Annotated in this window: 20 protein-coding genes and 1 pseudogene; 11 read left to right on the top strand and 10 right to left on the bottom strand. The window is 66.1% G+C overall.

The window, feature by feature from the left end:
- Window position 1: 1 nt before the first annotated feature.
- Window positions 2–2665 (bottom strand): hopanoid transporter HpnN, encoded by a 2664-nt coding sequence (gene hpnN / locus AC1DQ3_RS12720; RefSeq protein WP_477120548.1) that lies wholly within the window; start codon window positions 2663–2665, stop codon window positions 2–4.
- A 311-nt stretch (window positions 2666–2976) separates the two neighbouring features.
- On the opposite strand from hpnN, the gene AC1DQ3_RS12725 reads away from it, so the two are divergent.
- The gene (locus tag AC1DQ3_RS12725) at window positions 2977–3615 is read left to right on the top strand and encodes an MlaC/ttg2D family ABC transporter substrate-binding protein (protein WP_477120549.1); all 639 of its coding nucleotides are present in this window, start codon (window positions 2977–2979) and stop codon (window positions 3613–3615) included.
- A gap of 111 nt (window positions 3616–3726) precedes the next feature.
- Here the strand turns inward: AC1DQ3_RS12725 and hpnH are convergent, their stop codons facing one another.
- Together hpnH and ispH are read right to left on the bottom strand one after the other, a co-directional pair.
- Complete coding sequence (gene hpnH, locus AC1DQ3_RS12730; protein WP_477120550.1) at window positions 3727–4896, bottom strand: adenosyl-hopene transferase HpnH; 1170 nt, start codon at window positions 4894–4896, stop codon at window positions 3727–3729.
- A 32-nt stretch (window positions 4897–4928) separates the two neighbouring features.
- Window positions 4929–5942, bottom strand: coding sequence for a 4-hydroxy-3-methylbut-2-enyl diphosphate reductase (ispH, locus tag AC1DQ3_RS12735; RefSeq protein ID WP_477120551.1), 1014 nt, complete (start codon window positions 5940–5942; stop codon window positions 4929–4931).
- Between the two features lie 157 nt (window positions 5943–6099).
- Between ispH and hpnA the strand changes: the two genes are divergently transcribed.
- Window positions 6100–7101 carry a hopanoid-associated sugar epimerase gene (gene hpnA, locus AC1DQ3_RS12740; RefSeq protein ID WP_477120552.1) on the top strand — a complete coding sequence of 334 codons (1002 nt, stop codon included), beginning with the start codon at window positions 6100–6102 and terminating at the stop codon, window positions 7099–7101.
- A gap of 48 nt (window positions 7102–7149) precedes the next feature.
- Here the strand turns inward: hpnA and AC1DQ3_RS12745 are convergent, their stop codons facing one another.
- Together AC1DQ3_RS12745 and AC1DQ3_RS12750 are read right to left on the bottom strand one after the other, a co-directional pair.
- Entirely contained in the window at window positions 7150–8289 is a 1140-nt protein-coding gene (locus AC1DQ3_RS12745) for a glycosyltransferase (protein ID WP_477120553.1), read from the bottom strand.
- A 61-nt stretch (window positions 8290–8350) separates the two neighbouring features.
- Window positions 8351–9319, bottom strand: coding sequence for a ferritin-like domain-containing protein (locus AC1DQ3_RS12750; protein WP_477120554.1), 969 nt, complete (start codon window positions 9317–9319; stop codon window positions 8351–8353).
- Between the two features lie 273 nt (window positions 9320–9592).
- Between AC1DQ3_RS12750 and surE the strand changes: the two genes are divergently transcribed.
- Window positions 9593–10366 carry a 5'/3'-nucleotidase SurE gene (surE, locus tag AC1DQ3_RS12755; protein WP_477120555.1) on the top strand — a complete coding sequence of 258 codons (774 nt, stop codon included), beginning with the start codon at window positions 9593–9595 and terminating at the stop codon, window positions 10364–10366.
- A gap of 157 nt (window positions 10367–10523) precedes the next feature.
- Here the strand turns inward: surE and AC1DQ3_RS12760 are convergent, their stop codons facing one another.
- On the bottom strand, window positions 10524–12065 hold the full coding sequence (locus tag AC1DQ3_RS12760; protein ID WP_477120556.1) for a tripartite tricarboxylate transporter permease: 1542 nt from the start codon (window positions 12063–12065) through the stop codon (window positions 10524–10526).
- A 5-nt stretch (window positions 12066–12070) separates the two neighbouring features.
- Window positions 12071–12553, bottom strand: a complete 483-nt coding sequence (locus AC1DQ3_RS12765; RefSeq protein ID WP_477120557.1) for a tripartite tricarboxylate transporter TctB family protein — start codon at window positions 12551–12553, stop codon at window positions 12071–12073.
- Window positions 12554–13258: 705 nt separating this feature from the next.
- Here AC1DQ3_RS12765 and mdtD point away from each other — a divergent pair.
- On the top strand, window positions 13259–14692 hold the full coding sequence (gene mdtD, locus AC1DQ3_RS12770; protein WP_477120558.1) for a multidrug transporter subunit MdtD: 1434 nt from the start codon (window positions 13259–13261) through the stop codon (window positions 14690–14692).
- 8 nt (window positions 14693–14700) lie between these two features.
- Here mdtD and AC1DQ3_RS12775 read toward each other — a convergent pair whose 3' ends face one another.
- The gene (locus AC1DQ3_RS12775; RefSeq protein WP_477120559.1) at window positions 14701–15651 is read right to left on the bottom strand and encodes a LysR substrate-binding domain-containing protein; all 951 of its coding nucleotides are present in this window, start codon (window positions 15649–15651) and stop codon (window positions 14701–14703) included.
- A 95-nt stretch (window positions 15652–15746) separates the two neighbouring features.
- On the opposite strand from AC1DQ3_RS12775, the gene pcaH reads away from it, so the two are divergent.
- From pcaH to pcaDC, 4 genes are all read left to right on the top strand, one after another.
- On the top strand, window positions 15747–16472 hold the full coding sequence (gene pcaH, locus AC1DQ3_RS12780; RefSeq protein ID WP_477120560.1) for a protocatechuate 3,4-dioxygenase subunit beta: 726 nt from the start codon (window positions 15747–15749) through the stop codon (window positions 16470–16472).
- A gap of 3 nt (window positions 16473–16475) precedes the next feature.
- Entirely contained in the window at window positions 16476–17054 is a 579-nt protein-coding gene (gene pcaG, locus AC1DQ3_RS12785; protein ID WP_477120561.1) for a protocatechuate 3,4-dioxygenase subunit alpha, read from the top strand.
- Between the two features lie 105 nt (window positions 17055–17159).
- A complete protein-coding gene (locus tag AC1DQ3_RS12790) occupies window positions 17160–18581 on the top strand; it encodes a 3-carboxy-cis,cis-muconate cycloisomerase (protein ID WP_477120562.1) in 1422 nt (473 codons plus the stop codon).
- A 34-nt stretch (window positions 18582–18615) separates the two neighbouring features.
- Complete coding sequence (pcaDC, locus tag AC1DQ3_RS12795) at window positions 18616–19827, top strand: bifunctional 3-oxoadipate enol-lactonase/4-carboxymuconolactone decarboxylase PcaDC (protein ID WP_477120563.1); 1212 nt, start codon at window positions 18616–18618, stop codon at window positions 19825–19827.
- 47 nt (window positions 19828–19874) lie between these two features.
- Here the strand turns inward: pcaDC and AC1DQ3_RS12800 are convergent.
- Window positions 19875–20132, bottom strand: a pseudogene (locus AC1DQ3_RS12800) (IS701 family transposase); the annotation flags it as partial.
- A 219-nt stretch (window positions 20133–20351) separates the two neighbouring features.
- Between AC1DQ3_RS12800 and AC1DQ3_RS12805 the strand changes: the two are divergent.
- The 3 genes from AC1DQ3_RS12805 to AC1DQ3_RS12815 all read left to right on the top strand — a co-directional run bounded on the left by AC1DQ3_RS12805 (window position 20352) and on the right by AC1DQ3_RS12815 (window position 22709).
- Window positions 20352–21155 carry a DUF1120 domain-containing protein gene (locus tag AC1DQ3_RS12805; RefSeq protein WP_477120564.1) on the top strand — a complete coding sequence of 268 codons (804 nt, stop codon included), beginning with the start codon at window positions 20352–20354 and terminating at the stop codon, window positions 21153–21155.
- Window positions 21156–21587: 432 nt separating this feature from the next.
- Complete coding sequence (locus AC1DQ3_RS12810; RefSeq protein ID WP_477120565.1) at window positions 21588–22298, top strand: DUF1120 domain-containing protein; 711 nt, start codon at window positions 21588–21590, stop codon at window positions 22296–22298.
- 156 nt (window positions 22299–22454) lie between these two features.
- A complete protein-coding gene (locus AC1DQ3_RS12815; protein WP_477120566.1) occupies window positions 22455–22709 on the top strand; it encodes a hypothetical protein in 255 nt (84 codons plus the stop codon).
- A 41-nt stretch (window positions 22710–22750) separates the two neighbouring features.
- On the opposite strand, the gene AC1DQ3_RS12820 is transcribed toward AC1DQ3_RS12815, so the two are convergent.
- The gene (locus tag AC1DQ3_RS12820; protein ID WP_477120567.1) at window positions 22751–25555 is read right to left on the bottom strand and encodes a molybdopterin-dependent oxidoreductase; all 2805 of its coding nucleotides are present in this window, start codon (window positions 25553–25555) and stop codon (window positions 22751–22753) included.
- Window positions 25556–25595: the final 40 nt, after the last annotated feature.

The following is a 25595-nucleotide window of genomic DNA, read 5'->3' on the forward strand; positions in this document are numbered from 1 at the left end:
GTCAATGGGCTGGTCCGGTGGCGGGCACGGACCGCTCGCGCGGCCGTCCCATCAGGATAGGCTGAAAAAATACGGCGCCGACCAGCGTGCATGCCAGCGCCAGTGCCAGCAGCTTGCCCATGCTGGCCGTGCCAGGATGCTGGGACAGCCACAGGCTGCCGAAGGCGGTGGCAGTGGTGGCGGCGCTGAAGAGTACGGCGTGGGTGAGCGGGGACTGCAGCAATTGGGTCTTGCCTTCGCGCCAGGCAAGCACGTAGTAGATCTTGAAGGCCACGCCGATGCCGAACAGCAAGGGCAGGGCGATCACGTTGGCGAAATTGAGCGGGATGCCAAACACCACGCACAACTCCAGTGTCACCAGTGCGGACACCAGCAGCGGCACCAGCGTGCGCAGCACGTCGCCCACGCGGCGCAGCGTGATCCACAGCAGCAGCGTGATCGACAGCACGGCCCAGATGCCCGCCTGGGCAAAGGCCGTCATGATGGTGTCGGCGGAGCCCCGGATCGAGATCGGGCCGCCCACCGCGTTGGGCTCGACGTGCTGCACGGCGGCGATAAAGCGCGTCAGCGCGTCGTCGCGCGCATCGCTGCTGCTGGAGGCATCTCCCGGTTTGGCCGCAGCGGGGAGCTTCGGGCTCACGCTGACCAGTGCCTGTCCATCAGGGGCGATCCAGTCGCGTACCAGGGCAGGCGGCAGGGTCTCCCGGCTGATCGGCTGCGGCGACAGCGTCCGCTGCAGGCGCGCGAGCGCAAGTCGCAGCGGCAGGGCGATGGCCTGTTCCGCGCGCGCGCGGGTGGCGGCATCCGCGGCGGCCAGCTTGCCTAGCGCCGTGGCCAGATGGGCGGCTTGCGCGGCGCCCGGGCCAGGATGATCTTCCGCCGCGAGGGCGAGCTGGCGCGCCGTGTTCTTGAGCGAACTGACGAGGCGCGCGTCGTCGGCGGGCGTGGCCAGGTTCTGCGTCAGCACCGGCATCAGGCTCGCCGATGTATTGGCGATCAAGTCCAGCCGCGCCGGCTGGTCGTCCGGGATGAAGGTCTGCAGCGTGACGGCGCGCTCCACCTCGGGCAAGGCCGCCAGCCGGTCGGCCGTGGCGACGGCGGCAGCCAGCGAGGGCGCCAGCACGTTGACGTTGTCGGTTCCGGCCTGGGGCGCATCCTTGAGCGAGAGCAGGGTTGCCATCGACTCCGAGCCGGGATCCTTGAGGTGCAGCGGATCGAAGTCGAAGCGCAGGTGCGCCAGCAAGGGCGAGCCGGCCAGGATCAGGGCGCAGGTGCCCAGCAGCACTTGCTTGCGATAGCGCTCGAAGAAATCGTCGGCAGGCGCCAGCCACTTGAAGCCCGGCACTTCGGTCCGTCCCGCTTCATCCTTCGGACGGAACACCGTGATCAGCGCGGGCAGCAGCGTGATGGTGGTGGTGAATGCGATCAACATGCCCACGCCGGCAATCTGGCCCAGCTCGGCCACGCCGCGATAGTCGGTCGGCAGGAAGCAGAAGAAGGCAGCCGCGGTGGCGGCGGCGGCCAGCGCCAGCGGTACGCCGACCGCCCTGGCGGCGCTTGCCAGGGCAACGGGGATGTCCGGGTGCACATGGCGCTCGGCGCGGTAGCGCACGCCGAACTGGATGCCGAAGTCCACGCCAAGCCCGACAAACAGCACGGCGAAGGCCACGGAGATCATATTGAGCGCGCCGACCATGGCCAGCCCAAGCGCGGCGGTGATGACCAGGCCCACCAGCATGCTGGCCAGTACCGCCAGGATCAGCCGCTTGGAGCGCAATGCCAGCCACAGGATCAGGATGACGACCACCAAGGTCAGCACGCCATTGAAGGCGGCCCCTTCCTGGACCGAGGCAAATTCGTCATCCGCCAGTGCTTGCGAGCCGGTCAGGTGCACGCTGGCGCCGTACCGTTTGGCCAGGCCGAGCTTGTCCGCCATGGCGCGAATGGCCTGAGCGCCATCCGCGCCGGCCTGCAGGCCGGCATAGTCGAGCACGGGGCTGAGCGCGACGAACGCCGTGGCGTCGCCGCCAGCCGCCGGTTGCCGGCTGCTGTCGACCAACCCGGTCCAGGACAGCGCGGCGGCCTTGCCGGCCAGTACCTGGTCCACGGTGCGCGCGCTGTCGTCGAGCAGCCTGGCCATATCGCCCAGCTTGACCTGGCCGAGCTGCAGCGGCAACGACAGCGTGGTCGATAGCGTATCCGACAGGCCGCGCAGGGTCGGGTCGTGCGCCAGGGCATTGAGCAGGGGACGTGCCTGGGTCAGTTGCGAGGTGACATCGCGCAGCTTGTCCGTTTCGGCGAAGAGCAAGCCATTGCGCTCGAAGAATTCGCCGCCGCCGGGCTGGCTGACGGCGCGAAAGCGCTCGCGCTGCTGGCTTAGCCCCCTGGCCAGCTCATCGGCGGCAGCGTCCGCCAGTTCCGGGGCCGGCGCCCGCACCACGGCCAGGATCATCTGGTCGCGCTGGGGAAAGGCGGCGCTCACGGCGGCATCGCGTTTCGCCCAGGGCTGGTCCGGCTGGAGCAGGCGGCTGATATCGGTGTTGATGGCGAAATGGACGGCCACATAGACGCCGCTGGCGGCGGTCAGCAGCAGCGCCAGCGCAATGACATGCCAGGCGCGGCGGGTAGAAAACTGGACGATGCGGATGACCAACGACGTCAGCATGGGCGATTAAGGGGCAGTAACGTTGTGACGCGCAACGACGCGCGGAAAAAAAGCGCGGTGCAGCGCGCAAAGCGGCAGCCGCGAGTATAACGGGAGGACGCGGGGTGGCGCTGCGGCTTTGGCCGCGCCGCCACATGATCCATGGGGTCTGCCGGTACGGCGAGCGCCGGCGCCGGTACGCTATACTGCCCCGTCACATGCGCGCAAGCCGGGCTGCAGTTTCGCTGCCTGCGGCGCGGCGTGCTTCCCTTGGCAAGTATGCCGGGCATTTCCGGCGGCGAACCTACTGGCATTTTCAGGTCCCAATTCGCATGAAGAGATACGGTATTGCTTTGCAGGTTCTGGTCCCGCTCGCCGCGGTGGCAACGGTTTCCGCCGCCCAGGCCCAGGCGGTCGACAGGTCTTCGCCGGACCRCATGGTGCGGGCCGCCGTCGAGGGCGTGATCGGCACCATCCAGTCCAACCCCGACACGCGCAGCGGCGATCTGGCCAAGATTACCGCGGTGGTGGAACGCCAGTTCCTGCCCTACGCCGATTTCGAGCGCACCACCCGGCTCGCGGTGGGCAGCGCCTGGCGCAATGCCTCGCCTGAACAGCAAAAACAGCTCTACGAACAATTCCAGACCCTGCTGGTGCGCAGCTACGCGGTCTCGCTGTCGCAACTGCGCGAGCAGAACGTCAAGTTCCGATACAAGCCCGTGCTGGCCGCGAGCGGCGCCACGGACGTCGTGGTCGAGACGCGCGTGCTCAACAATGGCGACGAGATGCAGATCGACTACCGACTGCAGCGTATCGGCAATGGCTGGAAGATCTACGACATCAACATGATGGGCGCCTGGCTGATCGAGGTCTACCGCCGCCAGTTCGCCGATATCGTCGCGCGTAACGGCATCGACGGCCTGCTCAAATACCTGGTCAACCACAACGCGCGCCGGACCGCCGACGCCTGAACCCCGGGCGTTCAAGCCGGCACGAGGCCGGCATGAGCGACAAAAGGCTCGCCCCCGGAGACACGCGGTGCCCCGGGGGCGAGCCTTTATCCATTCCGGCTTGCCTGCGCTTTAGTGCGCGGCGGCCTTGCGCGCCGCGGCGGCGTCGTTGGCTGCCTTGGACGGCTTGGACCGGCCGATCTCTTCGAGCTTGATCTCGACGTGCTTCGAGAACACGTACTCGGCAGGGCGCTGCCTGGTCAGGTCGATATCCGGTGCCATCGGGCCCGTGGTGCGCACGCCGCGCAGGGTCACGCCCAGCGCCTTGAGCGGGTGGGCGATGGTATCGGCCACCGCGGTGGCTTCAAAGCCGCTGTGGACCATGCAGTCGGCGCACTTCTCGTAGTTGCCGACGCCGTAGGCGTCCCAGTCGGTGCCTTCCATCAGTTCCTTGAAGGTCTTGACGTAGCCTTCCCCAACCAGGTAGCACGGACGCTGCCAGCCGAACACGGTACGCGCCGGGTTGCCCCAGGGCGTGCATTTGTAGGTCTGGTTGCCGGCCAGGAAGTCCAGGAACAGCGTGGACTGGCTGAACGCCCAGTTCTTGCCTGCACGGCCGCGCGACAGGATGTCGCGGAACAGCTGGCGGGTCTTGCCGCGGTTCAGGAAGTGCTGCTGGTCCGGCGCGCGCTCGTAGGCGTAGCCCGGCGAAACGGTGATGCCGTCCACGCCGAGTGCCTTCACGGAGTCGAAGAAGCGGGCCACGCGCTCTGGCTCGGCATCGTTGAACAGCGTGCAGTTGATATTGACGCGGAAGCCGCGCTTCTTGGCTGCGGCGATCGCTTCGACGCAACGGTCGTACACGCCTTCCTGGCTCACCGAGCGGTCATGCATCTCGCGATCGCCGTCCAGGTGCACCGACCAGACGAAGTAAGGGCTGGGCTCATACTGGTCCAGCTTCTTTTCCATCAGCAGCGCGTTGGTGCACAGGTAGACGAACTTGCGCCGCGCAATGATGCCCTTGACGATGGTGGGCATGTCCTTGTGCAGCAGCGGTTCGCCGCCGGCGATGGACACCACCGGCGCGCCGCATTCGTCGACCGCGCCCAGGCATTCCTCGATGGACAGGCGCTGGTTCAGGATGGGGTCCGGATAGTCGATCTTGCCGCAGCCGTTACAGGCCAGGTTGCAGCGGAACAGCGGCTCGAGCATCAGCGCCAGCGGGTAGCGCTTGTTGCCGGAGAGGTGCTGCTTGACGACATAGGCGCCCACGCGGGCAACCTGCAGAAAGGGTATGGCCAAAATGTACTTCCTTGTTATGGGGCGGCCGGGGGTCAGCCAGCGGCGGTTTGCGGGTGCGGCCGCGGCACGGCCTCGGTCTCGGTGTCGACCTCGGCCATGCCGGCTGCCTGCCTGCGCGGCGACGGATCGGCCAGCTCGGCGGGCAGGCGGAATTCGGCGTGCTCCTCGCGGCCATCCATGGTGGACACGTCCACCGGTCCGAGCCTGCGCAGCGCGGCGATCACGTCCTTGACCATTTCCTCGGGAGCGGACGCACCTGCCGTAATGCCCACGACTTCGACACCGCGCACCCATTCGGGGTTCAGCTCGCTGCCGTCGGCGATCAGATAGCTCGGCACGCCGCTCTCCGTGCCGATTTCACGCAGGCGGTTGGAGTTGGAGCTATTGGTGGCGCCAATCACGAGGATCACCTCGACCTGCTTGGACAGCTCGCGCACCGCGCTTTGCCGGTTTTGCGTGGCATAGCAGATATCGCGCGTGTCCGGCCCCACCAGGTTGGCAAAGCGCCGGCCCAGGGCGGCAATTATATTACGGGTATCGTCCACGCTCAGCGTGGTCTGCGTGACGTAGGCGACCGGCGTATCCGCGGGCAGGTCGAGTTGGGCGACCTCAGCCTCGCTTTGCACCAGGATGACCTTGCCCGGGATCTGTCCCATGGTGCCTTCGACCTCCGGATGGCCGGCATGGCCGATCAGGATCACCACGCGGCCGCTGGCGGCATATTGCCGGCCTTGCGTATGCACCTTGATCACCAGCGGGCAGGTCGCGTCGATCGAGTGCAGCTGACGGGTACGGGCATCGCCCTCGACTCCCTTGGAGACGCCATGCGCGCTGAAAATCGTGACGGCACCAGTCGGCACTTCGTCAAGTTCTTCCACGAAGCGTGCACCCTTCTGCCTTAGTCCTTCCACGACATGCTTGTTGTGCACGATTTCGTGTCGCACGAACACCGGGGCTCCATGCTTGAGTAGGGCTCGATCTACAATCTCGATCGCGCGCACCACGCCGGCACAAAAACCGCGGGGTTGAGCAAGAATCACCTGCATAAAATAGGCCCCCAGACCCAGTCAACGGGTTCAGCATAAGTTGATATTCCGGAATCACTTTCCCGTCATACGGTGGTTACTATATACCTGTGCCGCAACCTTTGTCTGGCACCTGGCTAACGCCTGCAACACTTTGAGGGTTATTCCTGTGGGGAACATGACGTCAGGGGACTATGTCCTGGTAACGGGCGCATCCGGTTTTCTCGGTTCTGCGGTGGCGCGGCAGGCGCTGGCACGCGGATTCCGAGTGCGCGCGATGGTACGCGCGGGCAGTCCGCGCCGCAACCTGGAGGACCTGCCGGTCGAGATCGCCGAAGGCGACATGCGCGACGCGGGCGCCATGCAAAGTGCGCTCCAAGGCGTGCGCTATCTTTTTCACGTGGCGGCGGATTACCGGCTGTGGGCCCCCGATCCCGAGGAAATCGTACGCACCAATGTGGCCGGGACCGAGACCGTGATGGGTGCGGCGCTCGCCTGCGGGGTCGAACGCGTCGTGTATACGAGCAGCGTGGCGACCTTGCGGGTGGCGGGCGCCACCGCGCCGGTGGCCGAAGACGCCGCCATGGGCGACCACGAGGCGATCGGCGCCTACAAGCGCAGCAAAGTGCTGGCCGAGCGCGTGGTCGAGCGCATGGTGGCCCGCGACGGCCTCGCGGCCGTGATTGTCAATCCCTCCACGCCGATCGGCCCGCGCGACGTGCGGCCCACGCCCACCGGCCGCATCATCGTCGAGGCCGCCAGCGGCAAGATTCCCGCCTTCGTCGATACTGGCCTCAACCTGGTGCATGTGGATGACGTGGCGGCGGGGCACATGCTCGCGCTGGAGCGCGGCGTGACCGGCGAGCGTTACATCCTTGGCGGGCAGGACGTCTCCCTGCAGCAGATGCTGGCCGACATTGCCGCCATGACGGGGCGGCGCGCACCTACCATCAGCTTGCCGCGCTGGCCGCTTTATCCGCTCGCGTTCGCGGCGGAGGCGGTGGCGCGCATGACCGGCAAGGAGCCCTTCCTGACGGCAGACGGCCTGTCGATGTCGAAGTACCGGATGTTCTTCAGTTCGGAAAAAGCCCGGCGCGAGCTTGGCTACCAGGCCAGGCCTTACCAGCAAGGCCTGGGCGAGGCGCTCGACTGGTTCCGTACCGCCGGTTACCTGCGCTGACCCTGGCTGGCGGCGCATCGCGCGCGGCCGGCCATCGGCCTGGCGTGTTCAGCCGCGCTGCGGCGCCTGCGCGCGGCCCTTCCATTGTCCGCCTTTGCGCAGCCAGTAGCGGCGCGCGGAATCGACCGTGGCGCCGAGGTAGAACAGGGCCGTCAACGGCAGCAGCGGCGCCAGCCACAGAGGCTGGCGGTATTCGCGCAGCATCGGCATGTAGGCCAGGGACATGGCCAGCCATGCCGCCCATGCCGGCCATAGCCGCAGGCCGCCGCCGAGCGCCAGCAGGGGCGGCGCCAGGTAGGTCAGTACCATGCCGGCCACCGCGCCGGCCAGCAGCAGCGGCGAATAGCGCAACTGCGTATAGGCGCTGCGCGCGATCATGTCCCACAGGCTGCGCCAGTCATCGTAGGGGCGCAGGGAGATGCTGTCGTCGGCGAGATCGAGGCGGATCGACCCGCCTTGCTTGATACAGGCCGCCAGGCTGCAATCGTCGATCAGTTCGCCGCGGATCGCGGCAAAGCCACCGATGCGGGCCAGCGCGGTACGCCGCGCCAGCATGCAGCCGCCGGCCGCCGCGGCCACGCCGCTGCGCGGATTATTGACGCGTGCGAACGGGTAGAGTTTGGCGAAAAAGAACACAAAAGCCGGCACGATCATGCGTTCCCACCACGAGGCGCAGCGCAGCCGCACCATCAGCGAAACCAGGTCCCGCTGCTCGTATTCCGCGCGCGCCACCTGCTGCGCCAGCACGCCATTGCCGTGATGGATGTCGGCATCCGTCAGCCATACCCACGTGGCCGCGGCTGCCTGCTGATCGGCAGCCGCCAGGCCCTCCGACTGCGCCCAGACCTTGCCGCTCCAGCCGGCCGGCAGATCGCGCGCGGTAATCACCGTGAGCGACTCCGCCTTGCCCAGCGCCGCCGCGGCGCTGCGCGCGATATCGGCGGTACCGTCGGTGCTATGGTCGTCCACCACCACCAGGCGCAGGGATGCGGGATAGGCCTGCCCCAGCACGCTGGTCACCGCGCCGCCGATCACGTCCGCCTCGTCGCGGGCCGGGATGATGGCGACCACCCCCGGCCATTGCGCCGGGGCGGGCGCGGGACCAGGCTTGCGCACCCGCCAGAAGCCGGCGCGGCCAGCCAGCAGCACGCACCAGATGGCGAGCGGAATCAGGGACAACAGGAACATCTCGAAAAGCTCCGGGGCAGGTTAAGGAGGTTAAGGAGGTTAAACCGGGCCAGGGGCGCGGTCAGCGCAGGAAGCACCGGGCGCGCCGGGCCAGCCAGGGCACGATTTCCGGGCGCAGCAGGCGGGCATCGTAACCCGCCATGCGGCGTTCGTTCTCGGCCAGGCAGAGATCGATCATCTCGCGCGCCGACAGGGTCTCGGCCAACGCCGCCGAACCATTCATGGCGAAATTGGCGTCGTGGGCCACGCCATCGGCATCGATGCCGCGCGCAATGCCAATGCGCTCCCAGAGCAGGAAGGCCCACACCCGCATTACCTTGAGCGCAAACAGCGGGCGCCGCCACCAGGGCAGGTTGCGGTGATACCAGGCGGTCCAGTTGACGAAAAACAGGATGTGCCGGCCTTCTTCCTGGATGACCGGTTCGAAGGTCTCCACCAGTTCGGCAGGGAAGAAGCCCGAGCGCTTGGCCGCGGCAAACAGCCCGAAAGCGGCAAAGCTGTCGATGCACTCGCTATAGCCGGTCACCAGCCAGCCCCATTCGACGTCGGCGGGGGGCAGGTATTCGGGTTGAGGCGCCAGCGCGATGCCATAGGCCTCGACCAGCTTCGACAGCACCACCTTGTGCCGCGCCTCCTCGGCGCCGTCCATCTCAAGCGCGCAGCGCAGCAGCGGCTCCGCCACGGTATTGGCGAAGGAATGCACACGGACGGACGCACGTCCTTCGGTCTGCACCGCGATATCCCAGATCGGCAGCGAGGTCACCCGCCGCAAGGCATCTGGCTCGAGCCTGGGCCAGTCGATGACGGCCGGCTTGTAGGGGTTGTGGGTTTGCAGCAGCATGTTGCAGAACAGGCGCAAGTGCTGCGGGGAGCCGATGCGGACCGGCCCGGGCTCGGGATCGGTCCAGTTGCGCATGGCGTGGTCGGACTGGTCGAGCGCTGCTTTCGCGATGACCGGGGCGACGGCGATTGCGCGCGCTTCGGCACTTGGCTCTTCGGTTTTGCTGGGCGCTGCAAGTGCGTTTGACATCCTGCCCCCCTGGCGGTTGTTGGTTTGGGGGTTATTCTAGCTTGGCCTTGGCAGACGCGCCTGCGCGTGCAGGACTGCGCGCCAAGCCGGCTATAAAGCACAGCGCCATTGTCTGGTTTGCAAGACTGACAATGGCAAGAAGGCAAGCAGTCACGGCTTCGGTTTATAGTTGGCGTTCGCCCCGGCCGGCCACGTCAGGGACGTCGCCATGTCTCGCGCTGGATCCTGCGCGAGACAGCCCAGGATTCGTCAACCCATAGCATCCCTTTCCCCATGTCCGAACCCTTGTTGGAACGCGTACTCCTTACGAACGATGACGGCATCGACGCGCCGGGACTGGCCGTGCTCGAGGCCGTGGCCGCAACGCTGGCGCGCGAGGTCTGGGTGGTCGCGCCCGAACACGACCAGAGCGGAACCTCGCATTCGCTCAGCCTGCACGCGCCCCTGCGCATCAGCCAGCAAGGCGAACGCCGCTTTGGCGTCAGCGGCACGCCGGGCGACTGCGTTGTCATGGCCGCGCGGCACCTGATGGCCGATGCGCCGCCCAGCCTGGTCCTGTCGGGCATCAATCGCGGCGCCAATCTCGGGCTCGAAACCGTGTTCTCCGGGACCGTCGGTGCCGCCATGACCGGCGTCTTGCTGGGTATCCCGGCGATCGCGCTGAGCCAGGCCTTTACCGATCGCCACGCGGTGCGCTGGGATACGGCGGGCGAACTGGCCCCTGGCGTGATCCGGCGCCTGCTCGCGGCCGGCTGGAACCAGCAGGCCTGCCTGAACGTCAATTTCCCCGATGTGGCGCCCGAGTCGGCCGGCGCGCTGACGGTGACGCGCCAGGGCGTCGGCCTGGTCAAGGATTTCGCCGTCAGGGCCCATGTCGATCCGCGCGGGATTCCATATCACTGGCTGCAGTTCTCCCGTGGACCGCGCCCGGACACCGACGACAGCGAGGCCGTCGTGGTGGGCCGGGGTGGCATCTCGGTCACGCCACTGCGCTTCGAGCGCACGGACGAGGAGGCGGCGGCGGAACTGGCGGGGCGTCTTGCGTGACTGCACGCGCAGGAGCGAGGGCGCCTTGGGCAGGAGTGCTTGCCGCCGGAACCGGTCGCGGCGGCGCTACGTGAGACTGGCACGGTAGCGCACCGCGTTGAGGTGGCGGCCGACGTGAGCGCCGGCCGCCTGGTGCTGCTCAGGACTTCCGCTACGGCTACTCGCTGACGGCCAGGTCGCCGCCGGGCAGCGCCACTGGCTTGTTGTCGCCGCGACGGCCACGCCATGCGGAATAGGTGACGCCGACCAGCAGCAGCGCGGACAGGACGACGAAGACGCAGCTGATGGGCCGATGCACAAAGACCGTCAAGTCGCCGCGCGACAGCAGCAGGGAGCGGCGGAAGTTCTCTTCCACCATCGGCCCGAGCACGAAGCCAAGGAGAATGGGAGCCACCGAGAACTCAAGCCACATGAGCAGGGCACCGATCACCCCGAAGGCCAGCACTTCCCAGATCTCGAACAGGCTGTTCTGCGTGCTGAACACGCCCACCACGATAAAGAACATGGCCGAGGGGAAGAGGTAGCGATAAGGTACCTGCAGCAGCTTGACCCACACGCCGATCAGCGGCACGTTCAGCACGATCAGCAGCACGTTGCCGATCCAGAAGCTGGCGATCAGGCCCCAGAAAATATCCGGGTGCTCGCTGATCAGCTGCGGGCCCGGGGCGATCCCCTGGATCATCAGCGCGCCAAGGATCAGCGCCATCACGGCGTCGCCGGGAATGCCCAGGCTCATGGTGGGGATGAAGTCCACCTGCGTCTTGGAGTGCGCGGAGGCTTCCGGACCTGCGACACCCGCGATCATGCCCGTACCGAATTTCTCCGGGGTCTTGGAGATCTTGCGCTCCAGCGCGTAGGCGACGAAGGTGGTGATGGTGGGGCCGGTGCCGGGCATCGCGCCGAACAGCGTGCCGATGCCGGTGCCCCGGACCATCGGCCAGAATGCGGTCTTGAGTTCAGCCAGGCTGGGCCGCATGTCGCGGATACGCAGTTTGGTCTTGGTCGTGATGACATTCATCCGGTTGACGTTGAGCAGGAAGTCCGCCACGCCGAACAGGCCCATGGCAATGGCAACCAGTTCCAGCCCGTCGCTCAGCTCGGGGATATTCATCGCCAGGCGGAAGGCGCCGCTGTTCACGTCGGTGCCTACCACGCCGCAGATCAGGCCGAACAGCGTCATCGCCACGCCTTTCAACGGGGATCCGCGCGACATGGTGGAACCGGCCAGAAGGCCCAGCAGCATGATGGAGAAGATCTCCGTGGGACCGAACTTGAACGAGATCTCCGTGAGCAGCGGCGAGGCGAAGATCATCACGATGATGCCCACCGACGCAGCGAAGAACGAGCAGATCATGGTGATGCCCAGCGCCGTGCCACCCTTGCCGGCACGCGTCAGCGGATAGCCGTCAAGGCAGGTGACCGCATGCGGCGGATGCGAGGGCAGGTTCAGCAGGATCGCGCCGATGGCGCCGCCATATTGCGAGCCATAGAAGATGCCGGCCAGCATCAGGATGGCAGGCACCGGGTGCATCGCGTAGGTCAACGGCAGCAGGATGGAAATCGCCGATAGCGCGCCCATGCCGGGCAATACGCCGATCAGGTTGCCCATCAGCACGCCGAAGAAGGACCACATCAGGTTGGAGCCCTGGAAGGCAACGCCGAAGCCGAACCAGAGATCGTGCAGAGCATTCGTAGTCATGATTCTCAGGCCCCCCAGGCAAACAGCGGCAACTGCAACTGCAGTGCCCACCAGAACACGACCGCCGCCACGACGCACATTGCCAGCGCCAGCAGCGCGGCCTGCTTCACTGTGTTGCTCCGGTCGCCAAGCGCCGAGATGAACACGATGGAGAAGGTCGCGGGGATCAGTCCGCCGTATTTGCCCAGCAGCAGGAAGGAGAGCACGCCCAGGATGATGCAGGCGCAGCCACGAAAGTCAGGCAGTCCGCCACCGTGTCCGTGCCCCGATGGCTTGGCGTCCGCCGGCGCGTCGTTGCGCGCCGAGATGGCGATCATCACGCCGACGAGCGCAAGCAGCGCACCTACCGCTACCGGGAAGAAGCCCGGCCCCATCTTGCTCAGGGTGCCGGTGTGGTACTGCAGGCCGGCAGCCACTGTGGCAAGACCGATCAGCGTCATCAGCCCGCCGCCGTAGTAGTCCTTCTTGAAACGCGAGGGGGTGCTCATGCCTGACCCTCCCGCTTGCCCGGCCAGCGAGGCCGCTGTGCAGTCCGGCTACCCGGGAGGTAGCGCGCGTCGTTATATTGATTCATGAGGTGGTCCCTCCGTCTCCTGTTTTTACGCTTTTGCCTTGTCGCGACTTCATCGCGGGCTCAAGCGAGTTTCGAGACTCTATAAACGGCTTCTTGCAATCGGCTTTCCGAAGCCTTCCAATCGGCTTTCGAAAATGCAATGTCGCAAAAATAGCTGTGAGATACGTGTAAGTCCTTAGTCAGGGAACGCATGCGGAGAGGGAACTCTGACAGAGAAACGCGATACACGCTGCCGCCAGGTAGCGCACTATCCACGCGCTCGCGGCGAAGACTATTTGCATCACATCGTGATATATCCAGTCGGGTGCCTGTCCGGGATCAGCTGCATCTTTCTCGTTCTTGAATGACATTAATCAAATACATCATGTCATGGCTTTCGGACTGAAGACAGTGCGCCGGGCAGTGGCGGCTTGGCGCGCCGGCCTGTCATTCGATGACTTCGCCCGCCCGGCCGCGGTCGAATCCAGCAAGCGGGTGGCGGCCTGACGGGACCTTGGCTGTCCCCGTGCAATCCCGGAATCCGCGCGCGCCGCGATGCGGCTCCGCTACACTGCTACGGTACGCGACTCAGCGGACCTTCGCGGCGCCTCGCGCCTGCGCTACGGGCACAGCCATCCCGATGCAAGACACCCTTCTACCTGCCGACGAACGCACCCGCCAGATCATGCTCTGGGTGGTCGCGGTCGGTTTCTTCATGCAGACGCTGGACTCCACCATCGTCAACACCGCATTACCTTCGATGGCCCAAAGCCTGGGCGAGAGCCCGCTGCGCATGCAGTCGGTCATCATCGCCTACTCGCTGACCATGGCGGTAATCATCCCGGCCTCGGGCTGGCTGGCGGATCGCTTCGGTACCCGCACCATCTTCCAGACCGCCATCCTGCTGTTCGTCGCCGGCTCGGTGGCCTGCGCTTATTCCAGCAGCCTGACCTTGCTGGTGGTCTCGCGGGTCGTGCAGGGCGTGGGCGGCGCCATGCTGTTGCCGGTGGGGCGGCTGGCGGTGTTGCGCACCTTCCCGCGCGACCAGTACCTGCAGGCGCTCAGCTTCGTGGCGATTCCCGGCATGGTAGGCCCGCTGATCGGGCCGACGCTGGGCGGCTGGCTGACCCAGACGTTTTCCTGGCACTGGATCTTCCTGATCAATGTGCCGGTGGGCCTGCTGGGCGGGCTGGCCACCATGCGCTATATGCCCAACAGCCGGCTGCACGGCGTGGCGCGGTTCGATGCCAGCGGCTACCTGCTGCTGGCCATCGCCATGCTGACCTTGTCCTTCTCGCTGGACGGCCTGGCGGAACTGGGCTTCGAGCATGCCACCGTGCTGATGCTGCTGATCGCCAGCATGGCTTCGTTGACGGCCTACGTACTGCACGCCACGCGGCTGCGCCGGCCGTTGTTCGCGCTGCGGCTGTTCCGCATCCATACCTTCAGCGTGGGCCTGCTGGGCAACCTGTTCGCGCGCATCGGCAATGGCGCCATGCCGTTCCTGATCCCGCTGACGCTGCAGGTCAGCCTGGGCTATTCGCCGTTCCAGGCGGGCATGATGATGTTGCCGATCACGGCGGCGGGCATGGCCTCCAAGCGCCTCGCCACCGGATTGATCCAGCGCCACGGGTATCGCAAGGTGCTGGTCACCAATACCTTCGTGGTGGGACTGGCGATGGCTTCGTTCGCGCTGATCTCGGCCACCCAGCCGCTTGCGCTGGTGCTGGTGCAACTGGCCATCTTCGGTGCGGTCAATTCGATCCAGTTCACCGCCATGAACACCGTCACCCTGAAGGATCTCGGCACGGCGGGGGCCAGCGGTGGCAACAGCCTGCTGTCGATGGTGCAGATGCTGTCGATGAGCCTGGCGGTGACGTCGGCCGGCGCGCTGCTGGCGACCTTCCAGGGGACTTTCAGCCGGCACGGTGCCACCACTGCGTTGCCGGCCTTCCATGCCACCTTTATCTGCGTGGGTCTGATTACCTCGGCCTCGGCATGGATTTTCCTGCAGCTATCCCCCGACGTTGCCCGCCCGGTAGGCAAGCGCGTCGAAGATGCGACCGAGATGTAAGAAGCGGGCTATCCCTTCGCCTTGGGCACCGCCACTCGCGAGCGCGCCGCGGCGCGTTCCCGCAGATCCTGCACAAAGGCTTCGGCCGCCTCGTCGAGGTCGCGGCCGCCCTGGCGCAGCAGCCCGACCGGTTCTTCGCTGCCCTGGCCCGAGATGGGCAGCAGCACCAGCTCGCCGTCCTCCAGCGCCTGGCGCATGGCGCAGCGCGGCGCCAGCCAGACGGCGTCGGACCTCAGCGCGATGAGCTGGCCGAGGTAAGCATCGGAAGTCTCCAGCACGCCGGCCGGCAGCACGAAGCCGTGGCGCGCCAGCAGGCTTTCCGCGCTGTGGCGCGGCACCGAGCCCTGCGCCGGCACCACCAGCGGGAAGGCCATGACGTCCGCCAGGGATGGTGGCGCGATAGTGAGGGCATGGCCCCTACGCACCGCCAGCAGCAGCGGCTCGGCGCTCAGCATCTCAAACCAGAGCCCCTCCATGACCGCCGGATTGTCCATGCGGCCAATCACGATATCGAGCAGATCGGCCTTCAGCCAGTCGATCAGCGTGCGATTCATGCCCGTCTGCACCGCCAGGCCGACTTCGGGATAGGCGGCGCGGAACGCCAGCACCGCTTCCTGCAGCAGGTCCGGCACCACGCTGGGCAAGGCGCCCAGCCGGATATGCCGGCGCCCGGCAGCGCCCGGGCCACCGACACTGTCGGCGGCTTCGTCCAGGTCCTCCAGTACGCGCAAGGCGTGGCGCAGGAAGCGCTGGCCGAGTTCGGTCAGGTCGGTGCCCGAGCGCTTGCGCTCCAGCAGACGTGCGCCAAGCAACGCTTCCAGCTCCGTCAGGGTCTTGGAGACGGCGGGTTGGCTCAGGCCGAGTTGCTCCCCGGCTTGGCCCAGGTGCTGGGTTTGCGCCACGGCGACGAAGCAATGCAGGTGGCGCAGGCGAACCCGGCTGCGGAAGGTGCTCTGCATATCAAAAAGTTATGCAAATAGTCGAAAAACTCAATTTACAGCAGTAATCGCCGCAAATAAAGTAATGAAAATTCCCCACCAAGGAGACGCACACCATGGCCGACTCGCCCATCAAGCTGCCGCCCGAGCTGGCGCAATATCGCCGCCCCTACTGGAATACCCAGCCGGAATACCGTTTCGACCCCTACGCCTCCACGCAATTGCGCTCGCCCAACCAGCCGCTGGTGGCGCTGGGCCAGACGCTGTCCGAAGTGACCGGCCCGCTGTTCGGCGCCGAGTTCGTGCGCAACGGCGATAGCGACCTCACCGCCGGCCACGCCGGCGAACCCATCGGCGAACGCATCCTGGTGAGCGGTCGCGTGCTCGATGAGAACGGCCGTCCCGTGCCGAACGCGCTGATCGAAGTCTGGCAGGCCAATGCCGCCGGCCGCTACGTGCACAAGCGCGACCAGCACGACGCGCCGCTCGATCCCAATTTCACCGGCGAAGGCCGCGCGGTGACCGATGCACAGGGCCGCTACCAGTTCAAGACCGTCAAGCCCGGCGCTTATCCCTGGCGCAACCACCACAACGCCTGGCGGCCGCAGCATATCCATTTCTCCCTGTTCGGCAACGCTTATGCCACGCGGCTGGTGACGCAGATGTACTTCCCGGGCGACCCGCTGCTCGCATTCGATCCCATCTTCAATTGCGTGCCCGACGCCAAGGCGCGCGATCGCCTGGTGGCCGCCTTCGACTGGGAGACCACTGTGCCCGAGTACGCGCTCGGCTACCGTTTCGATATCGTGCTGCGTGGCCGCGATGCCACGCCGATGGAGTAAGCCATGTTGTACGCCACCGCATCCCAGACCGTTGGACCCTACCTGCATATCGGCCTGTCCGGCCTTGACCGCGCCGACTTGACCGCCGAGGTCCCCGAAGTGACGGGCCAGCGCGTCGTGATCGAAGGCCGCGTGATCGACGGCAAGGGCGATCCCGTGCCCGACGGCATGGTGGAGATCTGGCAGGCCAACCCCGCCGGCCGCTATCGCCACCCCGATGACGCGCGCGATGGCGCCCAGACGGCACTGGTGCCGGGCTTCACCGGCTTTGGCCGGCTGCCGACCGGCCCCGACGGCAGCTTCCGCTTCGTCACCGTCAAGCCGGGCCCCGTGCCCGGCCCCGACGGCCAGCCGCAGGCGCCGCATATCGTCGTCTCGCTGTTCATGCGCGGCCTGCTCAAGCATCTGTCCACGCGCCTATACTTCCCGGACGAAACGCAGGCCAACGCGCGCGACTGGGCCTTGTCGCAGGTGCCCGCCGAGCGCCGCCGCACGCTGGTGGCGCAGCCGGCGGGCGCAGGCAAGCTGCAATGGCAGGTGGTGCTGCAAGGCCAGGACGAGACGGTCTTCTTCGACATCTGATCCACGCGCGAGCCGCGCTATGTGCTTGCGCCAGACCGAGCCCCGGCGCCGGACCCAGCATGGTCCGGTGCTGGGGTTTTTCCATGCCGATGCGAAGCTGAATCGATGCCCACCTCATCCCGACTGACCGACCCGATGTTCGGCAGCGCCGCCACGCTGGCCGCATTCTCCGATAGCGGCACGGTGCAGCGCATGCTTGACTTCGAAGCCGGGCTTGCGCGTGCGCAAGCCCGCTGCGGCGTCATTCCCGCGGTGGCTGCCGAGGCCATCGCCGCCACTTGCCGCGTCGAGGAGATCGACCTCGATGTCTTGGCCGCTGCCGCCGTGGCCGCCGGCAACCTCGCCATTCCCCTGGTCAGGCAACTCACCGCCCGGGTGGCCGCGCGCGACGAGCAGGCCGCGCGCTACGTGCACTGGGGCGCCACCAGCCAGGACGCGATCGACACCGGCATGGTGCTGCAACTGCGCGAATCGCTGCTGGCGATCGATGCCGATCTCAAGGCGCTCGGCCACGCCTGCGCAGCACTCGCCGCGCAACATCGCGACACGCCGATGGTGGCGCGCACCTGGCTGCAGCACGCGCTGCCCACCACCTTCGGCCTCAAGGCCGCCGGCTGGCTCGATGCATTGCGCCGCGACCTGCGCCGCCTCGGCGCCACGCGCGCGCAGGCCGCCGCGCTGCAATTCGGCGGCGCCGCCGGCACCCTTGCCAGCCTTGGCGCCGCAGCACCGGCGGTGGCCACCGAGCTTGGCCGCGAACTTTCACTGGAAGTGCCTGCCACGCCCTGGCACGCCTGTCGCGACCGCATGGCCGAGGTGGCCACCACGCTCGGCATGCTGACCGGCACGCTCGGCAAGATCGCGCGCGACGTCTCGCTGCTGATGCAGACCGAAGTCGCGGAAGTGGCGGAGCCCACCGGCCCGGGGCGCGGTGGCTCCAGCACCATGCCGCACAAGCGCAATCCGGTTGGCTGCGCCGCGGTGCTCACCGCCGCCGTGCGCGTGCCGCCGCTGGTGGCGACCATGCTGGCCGGCATGGTGCAGGAGCACGAGCGCGCGCTGGGCGGCTGGCAGGCGGAATGGGATACCTTGCCGCAGATCGTCACGCTGGCAGCCGGGGCACTGCGGCAGCTGCTGGAAGTGGTGGGAGGATTGCAGGTGGATGCCGCGCGCATGCGCGCCAACCTGGGCTTGACGCACGGGCTGATCCTGGCGGAAGCCGCCATGCTGGAACTCGGCGGCAAGATTGGCCGGCTGCCCGCGCATCATCTGGTGGAAGGCGCCTGCCGCCGGGCTGTGGCCGCAGGCACGACATTGCGCGAAGCGCTGGGCGCGACCCTGGCCGAGGATCCCGCGCATGCCGGGCTGATGGATGCGGTGGCGCTGGACCGGGTTTGCGATCCGGCCAACTATGCCGGGCAGGCGGGGGGATTCGTCGATGCGGTCCTGGCGGCCTGGCGGCAGGAGACCGGAGCGCACCGAGAGCCCGCGCAAGCCGGCGCGCAGGCGCTGAAAGACGACACGTAGCCGAACATCGAACCTAATTTCTCTGGAGACCACTTTGCCTTTCATCACCCACGCCGGCAATCGCCTCTTCTACACGCTGGAAGGCGCGCAGTCCGCGCCCGTCCTCATCTTCTCCAACTCCCTCGGCACCGACCACACCATGTGGTCTCCCCAGGCCGAAGCGCTGGGCAAGCATTTCCGCATCCTGCGCTACGATACCCGTGGCCATGGCCAGTCCGCATTGCCGCCGGGATCGGGCAGCGTGGCGGAACTGGGCAGCGACGTTCTGGCCTTGATGGACGCCTTGAACATCCAGAAGGCAGCGTTCTGCGGTCTGTCGATGGGCGGCCTGACCGGCATGTGGTTGGGCGTCAACGCGCCGCAGCGCTTCACCCGCATTGTGCTGGCCAACACCGCGCCCAGGATCGGCACCCCCGAGGCGTGGAACACGCGCATTGAAGGCGTGCTGCGCGATGGCATGGCGCCGCTGGTGGAGGGTTCGCTGCAACGCTGGTTTACGCCGGCTTTCGTCAGGGCCGCCGGCAACCAGCTGGATGACCTGCGCCAGGTGCTGACGGGCCTGGATGCCCGAGGCTATGCCGCCAACTGCGCGGCGGTGCGTGACGCCGACCTGCGCGAGGCGGTCAAGACCATTCCGGTGCCGGTGCTGGTGATTGCCGGCAGCGCCGATCCGTCCACCACGGCGGCGGAAGGGCGCGCACTGGCCGATGCCATTCCGGGCGCGCGCTACCTGGAACTGGAAGCGGCCCACTTGTCCAACCTCGAACAGCCTGCCCGTTTCACCGAGGCGCTGCTGGGCTTCCTGGGTAGCGATGCGCAGCAGCCCGCCAACCGTCCAGCCAACGATGCCGAACGCTACCAGGCAGGCCTGGCCGTGCGCCGCGCGGTGCTGGGCAGCGCCCACGTGGATCGCTCGCTGGCCAGGCTCAACCCGCTCAACGACGAGTTCCAGAACCTGATCACGCGCTATGCATGGGGCGAGATCTGGACCCGCGAAGGCTTGCCGCGCCATTCGCGCAGCTTGATCACCATCGCCATGATGGTGGCGCTCAACCGCTCCGACGAGCTCAAGCTGCACCTGCGCGCCGCCGCCAACAATGGCGTGAGCCGCGACGAAGTCAAGGAAGTGCTGCTGCAAACCGCGATCTATTGCGGGGTGCCGGCGGCCAACTCGGCGTTCCATCTGGCGGAGGAAGTCTTTGCAGCGGTGGATGCGGAGCAGACGGGCAACGCGGCCAAGGACTGATATTGTTGCCACGCGCCGCTTTGCCGGCAAAACCAGCGCAGCGGCGCGTGCCCGGAAACGCGCCAGCCTCGGCCTTCGGAATGACCAGGGCGGGTTCCTGTTGCAAGTCCTGGTAGTCGCGTTCAATACGTCAACGCATTTTGGTCACCAAGACCGGTTGCTCAACCAGTGCGTTGGCCGGCGCCGTGGACATGAAGCGTTTGGTCGGCTCTACCTCGCCTTCCGGCCACTCAACGAGCAGCCACTCCTCAGCACGCAAAGTGCGGCGCCCAATTGTCCCGATGAGCCGGGCGAACACGCACTGCTCCCCGACTGTGGGTTCTCAGAATTTCCCTGTTTATTTAAATTTAATTCTATATTCAGGCCAGTCCTCCTTCACTAAGATACGTTCCTGCATTGGCGCAGGTCGTGCCGGTGGCGCCGAGGCGAGACCCAGGAAGGCGCAACGCTCCGTAGGTCTGTACTCCTTTAGCGGAATACTGCTGGGGTGACCTGTTTTCGAACGATTGAGTCCGTGAAATCCTATGGCTTTAGAGCGCATTACTGCAGGCAGAAGCGCAGTGCAGCATATTGCTTCAAACGCGCCAATTTTTGCCTATTCCGGGATTATCTGGAACGAATTCTTTATTAATTTATCCCGGAAATTGTTCTTCATGATCAAAAAAATACTTTTCGCTGCAATGTTTTCCGGGGCAGCATTCTCTGCGCAGGCTCAGTCCGCCGGCTTCTCCATGACCGCGACCATTGCGCCGTCCCCATGCACCATGTCATTGGGAGGTGGTGGGGTGACTGACTTTGGAAGTCTTTCCAGAGGGTCCTTCGCTTTTACTACAGACATCGCCTATATTTTCGCCGAGCAACGCGTTATGACAATGGCAGTGATTTGCTCGGCGCCTACCAAATTTGCATTGGCTCTCACCGACAACCGGGATGGCACTGCATTGGATGGCACTCCTCAAGTACCTAGTGATTATAATTTTGGCTTGGGAACGTATAACGGCCGGAACATTGGCAACGCGCGGTTCAATGTGGGGAATCTTCAGATCAGAACAACTGCAGGGGGGGCGCTTCGGTATCCGGGCGCTTGGTTGATGACGACCGGCATTGCAGGATCAAACAGTTCCTGGGCGAACACTTGGACCCCCTTCTTTTCGAACAACAAGTCCATCGTATTCGCCGCAAGTGTCAATCCGACCGGCCCTGAAGCACTAATTGAAGTCTCTGGTGACGTGTACGTGGGTGTGAATATAAGCAAGTCCGTGCTGGATACCGCCACTTCTGACATCCAGTTGGACGGCTCGGGCACGGTGACGCTGGTTTTGTTGTAATTCCAGATAGCGCTGAAGAACCTGTACACCACGCTGCTGCTGTACACGCGCATCTGAGACGTGTCCGAGGACAAGGAACTGGTGGTGATCCCCCTGCCGCCGGTCACCCGCATGGAGCCCAAGTCGCTCCAATTCGGGGTTGCTGCAGGTTCCTGGAGATACGCTGAAGCACATGGTGGACCAGTCTGCCTGGACGAGGAATTTCTTCGCCAATGCGCCGATAGTCCCGGTGAGCCGGGCGAACACGCACTGCTCCCCCGACAATGGGTTCTCAGAATTTCCCTGTTTATTTAAATTTAATTCTATATTCAGGCCAGTCCTCGTTCGCTAGGATAGGTTTCCGCATGGGCGCAGGGCGCGCCTGTGGTGCCGAGGCAAGACCCAGGAAGGCGCAAGGCTCCGTAGGCCTGTACTCCTTTGGTGGAATACTTCTTGGTTGTCCAGAATGTCCAAAAAAAGCGTGCTTTCATGATCAAAAAAATACTCTTCACTGCCATGTTTGCCGGGGCAGCATGCGCCGCGCAGGCGCAGTCCACCGGCTTCTCCATCACTGGCACCATTGCGCCGTCCGCATGCACCATATCGCTGGGCGGCGGTGGGGTGACTGACTTTGGACGCATTGCCAGAGGGTCCCTGGTATTGTCCCATACACAGAATGCCTACAGGCCCCCGCAACAGCTGCGTATGTCAATGGCAGTAATCTGCCCGGCGCCTACCAGATTCGCATTGGCCTTTATCGACAATCAGGATGGCACTGCAGTCGTCACTGCTGGGGCGATGCCTGAAGACCGTCTTTTTGGGATAGGAACGTATAACGGCCGGAACATTGGCAACGCGTGGTTCCATGCGGGGGGGCTTAGGATCAAAAAAACGGTAGGGGGGGCGCTTGAGCCTCTGGGCACTATGTTGATGACGACCGGCGTTGCAGGATCGAACAGTTCCTGGGAGAGCACTACGTGGCACCACTTTCCGAAAGGCAAGTCCATCGTCTTCGCCAGTGGCATTGCGACCGCCGTTGACGCACTCACTGAAGTCTCTGGTTCCGTGTCCGTGGGTGTGAATCTGGACAAGTCCGTGGTGGATGCCGCCACCTCTGAGATCCCATTTGAAGGGCGCGGCACGGTGACGCTGGTTCTGTTGTAAGTCCAGATAGCGCTGGAGATCCTGGACCACGCCGCCGCCGCCACCGCCGCTGCTGCACACGTGCATCCAAGACCTGCCCGAGGACAGGGCACTGGTGGTCATCGCCGCCGGTCACCTGCATGGAGCCCAAGGGATACGAGCGCTGAGGAGACAGCCGTGAAGGCTCGATATCGCATCACATGTGTGTTGGGGGTCGCCGCGGTGCTGGCGCTAGGCTCCGCCGCCAGCCTGAACATGGCCTCGCCTCCCGCCAGCGAGGGCAGCGCGGGCGGGCCCGTAACGGAGGCCGCGACCGCCGCGACGGATATCCGGGCAGCGGTGGATGCCGCGCTGACCCATTGCGACGATGCCTGCCGGCAGAGCCGGGGCATGGCGGCCGTGAGGGCCATGGGGCATCGGCCTCCGCCATAGTGCCCACGGCACTCCAAAGGCCGCAAGCGCTGGCGGCTGTATCAAGCCACTTCCGCCACCCGTAACTCCGCCAGCAGCTTCTTCAGCTCCGGCACGCAAGACCCGCAGTTGCCGCCCGCTTTCACGCAGGCGGTGACTTCGGCGGGCGTCTTGAGGTCGTGCTTGCGCACGGCGTCGCAGATGGTGTTGCGTCCCACGCCAAAGCAGGAGCAAACCGTGGGGCCGGCGTCGGCTTCCTTTTCCATCGGCTGGCCCAGCAGCAGTCCGATGCGATCGGCATCTTCCAGGTGTTCCTTGACGAACAGGGTGGACAGCCACGCGCGCGAAGGCAGCTCGGGCCGCGTGCAGACGTAGATGCAGGCCTGGAGGTGGTCGTCGACCACATGGCCGGCATGGTAGATGCCTGCGGTGCGGTCTTCGTATTCGATCCAGTCCGCCTCGGGGTCGTCGATGCCCAGCAGCTGGCGGGCCCACGCGGCGCGGTCGGGGATGATCTCGCGGCCGGCGAATTCATAGCGCTGGAACTGGCGGCCCTGGATGCGCGTCCAGTAGGTCAGGTCGTCGGCCTGGAGGTCCCCGCGGCTCAGCACGAAGCCATGCCACGACACGCGGAACTCTTCCACGCGCACCGGCGTGTGCTTGAACTCGGGCTCGCCCGAGACCGGGTCGACCACCGGGTTGACCAGCGCGCCCACGCGCGCGTCGGAGCTGAACTGGCTGTTCCAGTGGATCGGCACGAAGACGCTGCCGCGCGGGATGCCGCCGCCATGCTGCACCCGCGCCACCATGGCGCCCCAGCGGGTGGTCACGCGGGCCAGCTTGCCCTCGCTCACGCCGCTTAGCAGGGCGTCCTGCGGGTGCATGTCGACAAAGGGCTCGGCAATGTGGTCGGCCAGCTTCGGCGATTTGCCGGTGCGGGTCATGGTGTGCCATTGGTCGCGTACGCGGCCGGTGTTGAGCACCAGCGGGAATTCGTCGTCGATGGCGTGGAACGGGGCGCGGGGCGACGTCGCGACAAAAAGGGCGCGGCCATCGGGATGGGCGAAGCGGCCGTCGGCGAACAGGCGGGCGGTGCCGCCGGACGCATTGGCGAGGCTCCCCGCGGGCCCGGCCAGCACCGGCCATTGCACTGGCGCGAGCGCGTCGAATTGCTTCCGGCTCATGCCAGTCAGCCCGGCCAGGCTGAACATGCGAGGCGCGTGGGCTTGATCGCTGCTGCCCGCGTTCCGGTACGCGCTCAGCCGCGCATGCTCGTCGAAGATTTCATGCGGCCCGGCAAAGTCGAAGCCGCTAAAGCCCATGCGCGTGGCGACGTCGCACAGGATCTTCCAGTCGGGACGGGCCTCGCCGGGCGCCGGCAGGAAAGCACGCTGGCGCGAAATGCGGCGCTCGGAACTGGTGACCGTGCCGTCCTTCTCGCCCCAGCCCAGCGCGGGCAGCAGGACGTGCGCGGCGTCGTTGGTGTCGGTGCGCAGCATGATGTCGGAGCTGACCACGAGCTGGCATTTGGCCAGCGCGCGGCGGGCCTGGTCGGCGTCGGGCAGGCTGACCACCGGATTGGTGGCGATCACCCACACGGCCTTGACGCGGCCTTGCTCGATGGCCTCGAATAGCTCCACCGCCTTCAGCCCCGGCTTGTCCGCGATGGCGGGCGAGGCCCAGAACGATTGCACGATCTCGCGGTGCAGCGGGTCGGCCAACTCCATATGGGCGGCCAGCATATTGGCCAGGCCCCCGACCTCGCGGCCGCCCATGGCGTTGGGCTGGCCGGTCAGCGAGAAGGGGCCCGTGCCGGGCCGCCCCACGCGCCCGGTGACCAGGTGGCAGTTGATGATGCTGTTGACCTTGTCGGTGCCCGCCGAAGACTGGTTCACGCCTTGCGAGAAGCCGGTCACCACCTTGGGCGTGGCGGCGAACAGTGCATAGAAGCCGCGCAGCGCGTCGGGATCGAGCTTGCAGGCCTTGGCAACCTTGGCGATATCGGCGCAGTCCGGGCCGGCTGCCGCCAGCGCGGCGTCCAGGCCGCTGGTATGGGCGCCGACGAATGCCTGGTCCACCGCGCCATGCTGCGCCAAGTAGTGCAACAGGCCGTTGAACAGCCACACATCGGTGCCCGGCTTGACGGGCAGGTGCAGGTCGGCCAGTTCGCAGGTGGCAGTGCGGCGCGGGTCGATCACCACCAGCTTCATCTCCGGCCGGGCCTCCTTCGCCTTCACCAGGCGCTGGAACAGGATCGGGTGGCACCAGGCGGCGTTGGAGCCGACCAGCACCACCAGGTCGGCCAGTTCCAGGTCTTCGTAGTTGCCCGGCACCAGGTCTTCGCCAAAGGCGCGCTTGTGCCCGGCCACCGCGGACGACATGCACAACCGCGAGTTGGTGTCGATGTTGGCGCTGCCGATAAAGCCCTTCATCAGCTTGTTGGCAACGTAGTAGTCCTCGGTCAGCAACTGGCCGGAGACGTAGAGTGCCACGGCATCGGGGCCGTGTTCCGCGATGATGTCCCCGAAGCCGCGGGCGACCGTGCCCAGTGCGTGATCCCACGATACCTGCTGCAAGGCGCCATCGGTACCGCGCACCTGCGGATGCAGCAGGCGGCCCTCCAATCCGACGGTTTCCGCCAGCGCCGAGCCCTTCACGCACAGCCGGCCCTGGTTGGAGCCGTGGCTGGCGTCGCCGGCCACTTCCAAGCTGCCGTCGGCATGGCGGGTGGCGTGCACGCCGCAGCCCACGCCGCAATAGGGGCAGGTGGTAGCGGTGACGGTGGATGACGAATTGGCGGACAACACGGCGGACAACGCGGCGGGCGAACCGGTGGAGAGGATGACGGGGATATCGGACAGGTTCACGTTAGCGCTCGTTGCTGGCGATCAATGGGGGACCGGTTCG

This window comes from Cupriavidus sp. 01T418 (genome assembly GCF_056398885.1).

Coding starts and splice junctions, on each gene's coding strand:
- hpnN (WP_477120548.1), bottom strand. CDS start 2,665: ATGCTGACGTCGTTGGTCATCCGCATCGTCCAGTTTTCTACCCGCCGC.
- ispH (WP_477120551.1), bottom strand. CDS start 5,942: ATGCAGGTGATTCTTGCTCAACCCCGCGGTTTTTGTGCCGGCGTGGTG.
- hpnA (WP_477120552.1), top strand. CDS start 6,100: ATGACGTCAGGGGACTATGTCCTGGTAACGGGCGCATCCGGTTTTCTC.
- AC1DQ3_RS12745 (WP_477120553.1), bottom strand. CDS start 8,289: ATGTTCCTGTTGTCCCTGATTCCGCTCGCCATCTGGTGCGTGCTGCTG.
- AC1DQ3_RS12750 (WP_477120554.1), bottom strand. CDS start 9,319: ATGTCAAACGCACTTGCAGCGCCCAGCAAAACCGAAGAGCCAAGTGCC.
- surE (WP_477120555.1), top strand. CDS start 9,593: ATGTCCGAACCCTTGTTGGAACGCGTACTCCTTACGAACGATGACGGC.
- AC1DQ3_RS12760 (WP_477120556.1), bottom strand. CDS start 12,065: ATGACTACGAATGCTCTGCACGATCTCTGGTTCGGCTTCGGCGTTGCC.
- AC1DQ3_RS12765 (WP_477120557.1), bottom strand. CDS start 12,553: ATGAGCACCCCCTCGCGTTTCAAGAAGGACTACTACGGCGGCGGGCTG.
- mdtD (WP_477120558.1), top strand. CDS start 13,259: ATGCAAGACACCCTTCTACCTGCCGACGAACGCACCCGCCAGATCATG.
- AC1DQ3_RS12775 (WP_477120559.1), bottom strand. CDS start 15,651: ATGCAGAGCACCTTCCGCAGCCGGGTTCGCCTGCGCCACCTGCATTGC.
- pcaH (WP_477120560.1), top strand. CDS start 15,747: ATGGCCGACTCGCCCATCAAGCTGCCGCCCGAGCTGGCGCAATATCGC.
- pcaG (WP_477120561.1), top strand. CDS start 16,476: ATGTTGTACGCCACCGCATCCCAGACCGTTGGACCCTACCTGCATATC.
- AC1DQ3_RS12790 (WP_477120562.1), top strand. CDS start 17,160: ATGCCCACCTCATCCCGACTGACCGACCCGATGTTCGGCAGCGCCGCC.
- AC1DQ3_RS12805 (WP_477120564.1), top strand. CDS start 20,352: ATGGCTTTAGAGCGCATTACTGCAGGCAGAAGCGCAGTGCAGCATATT.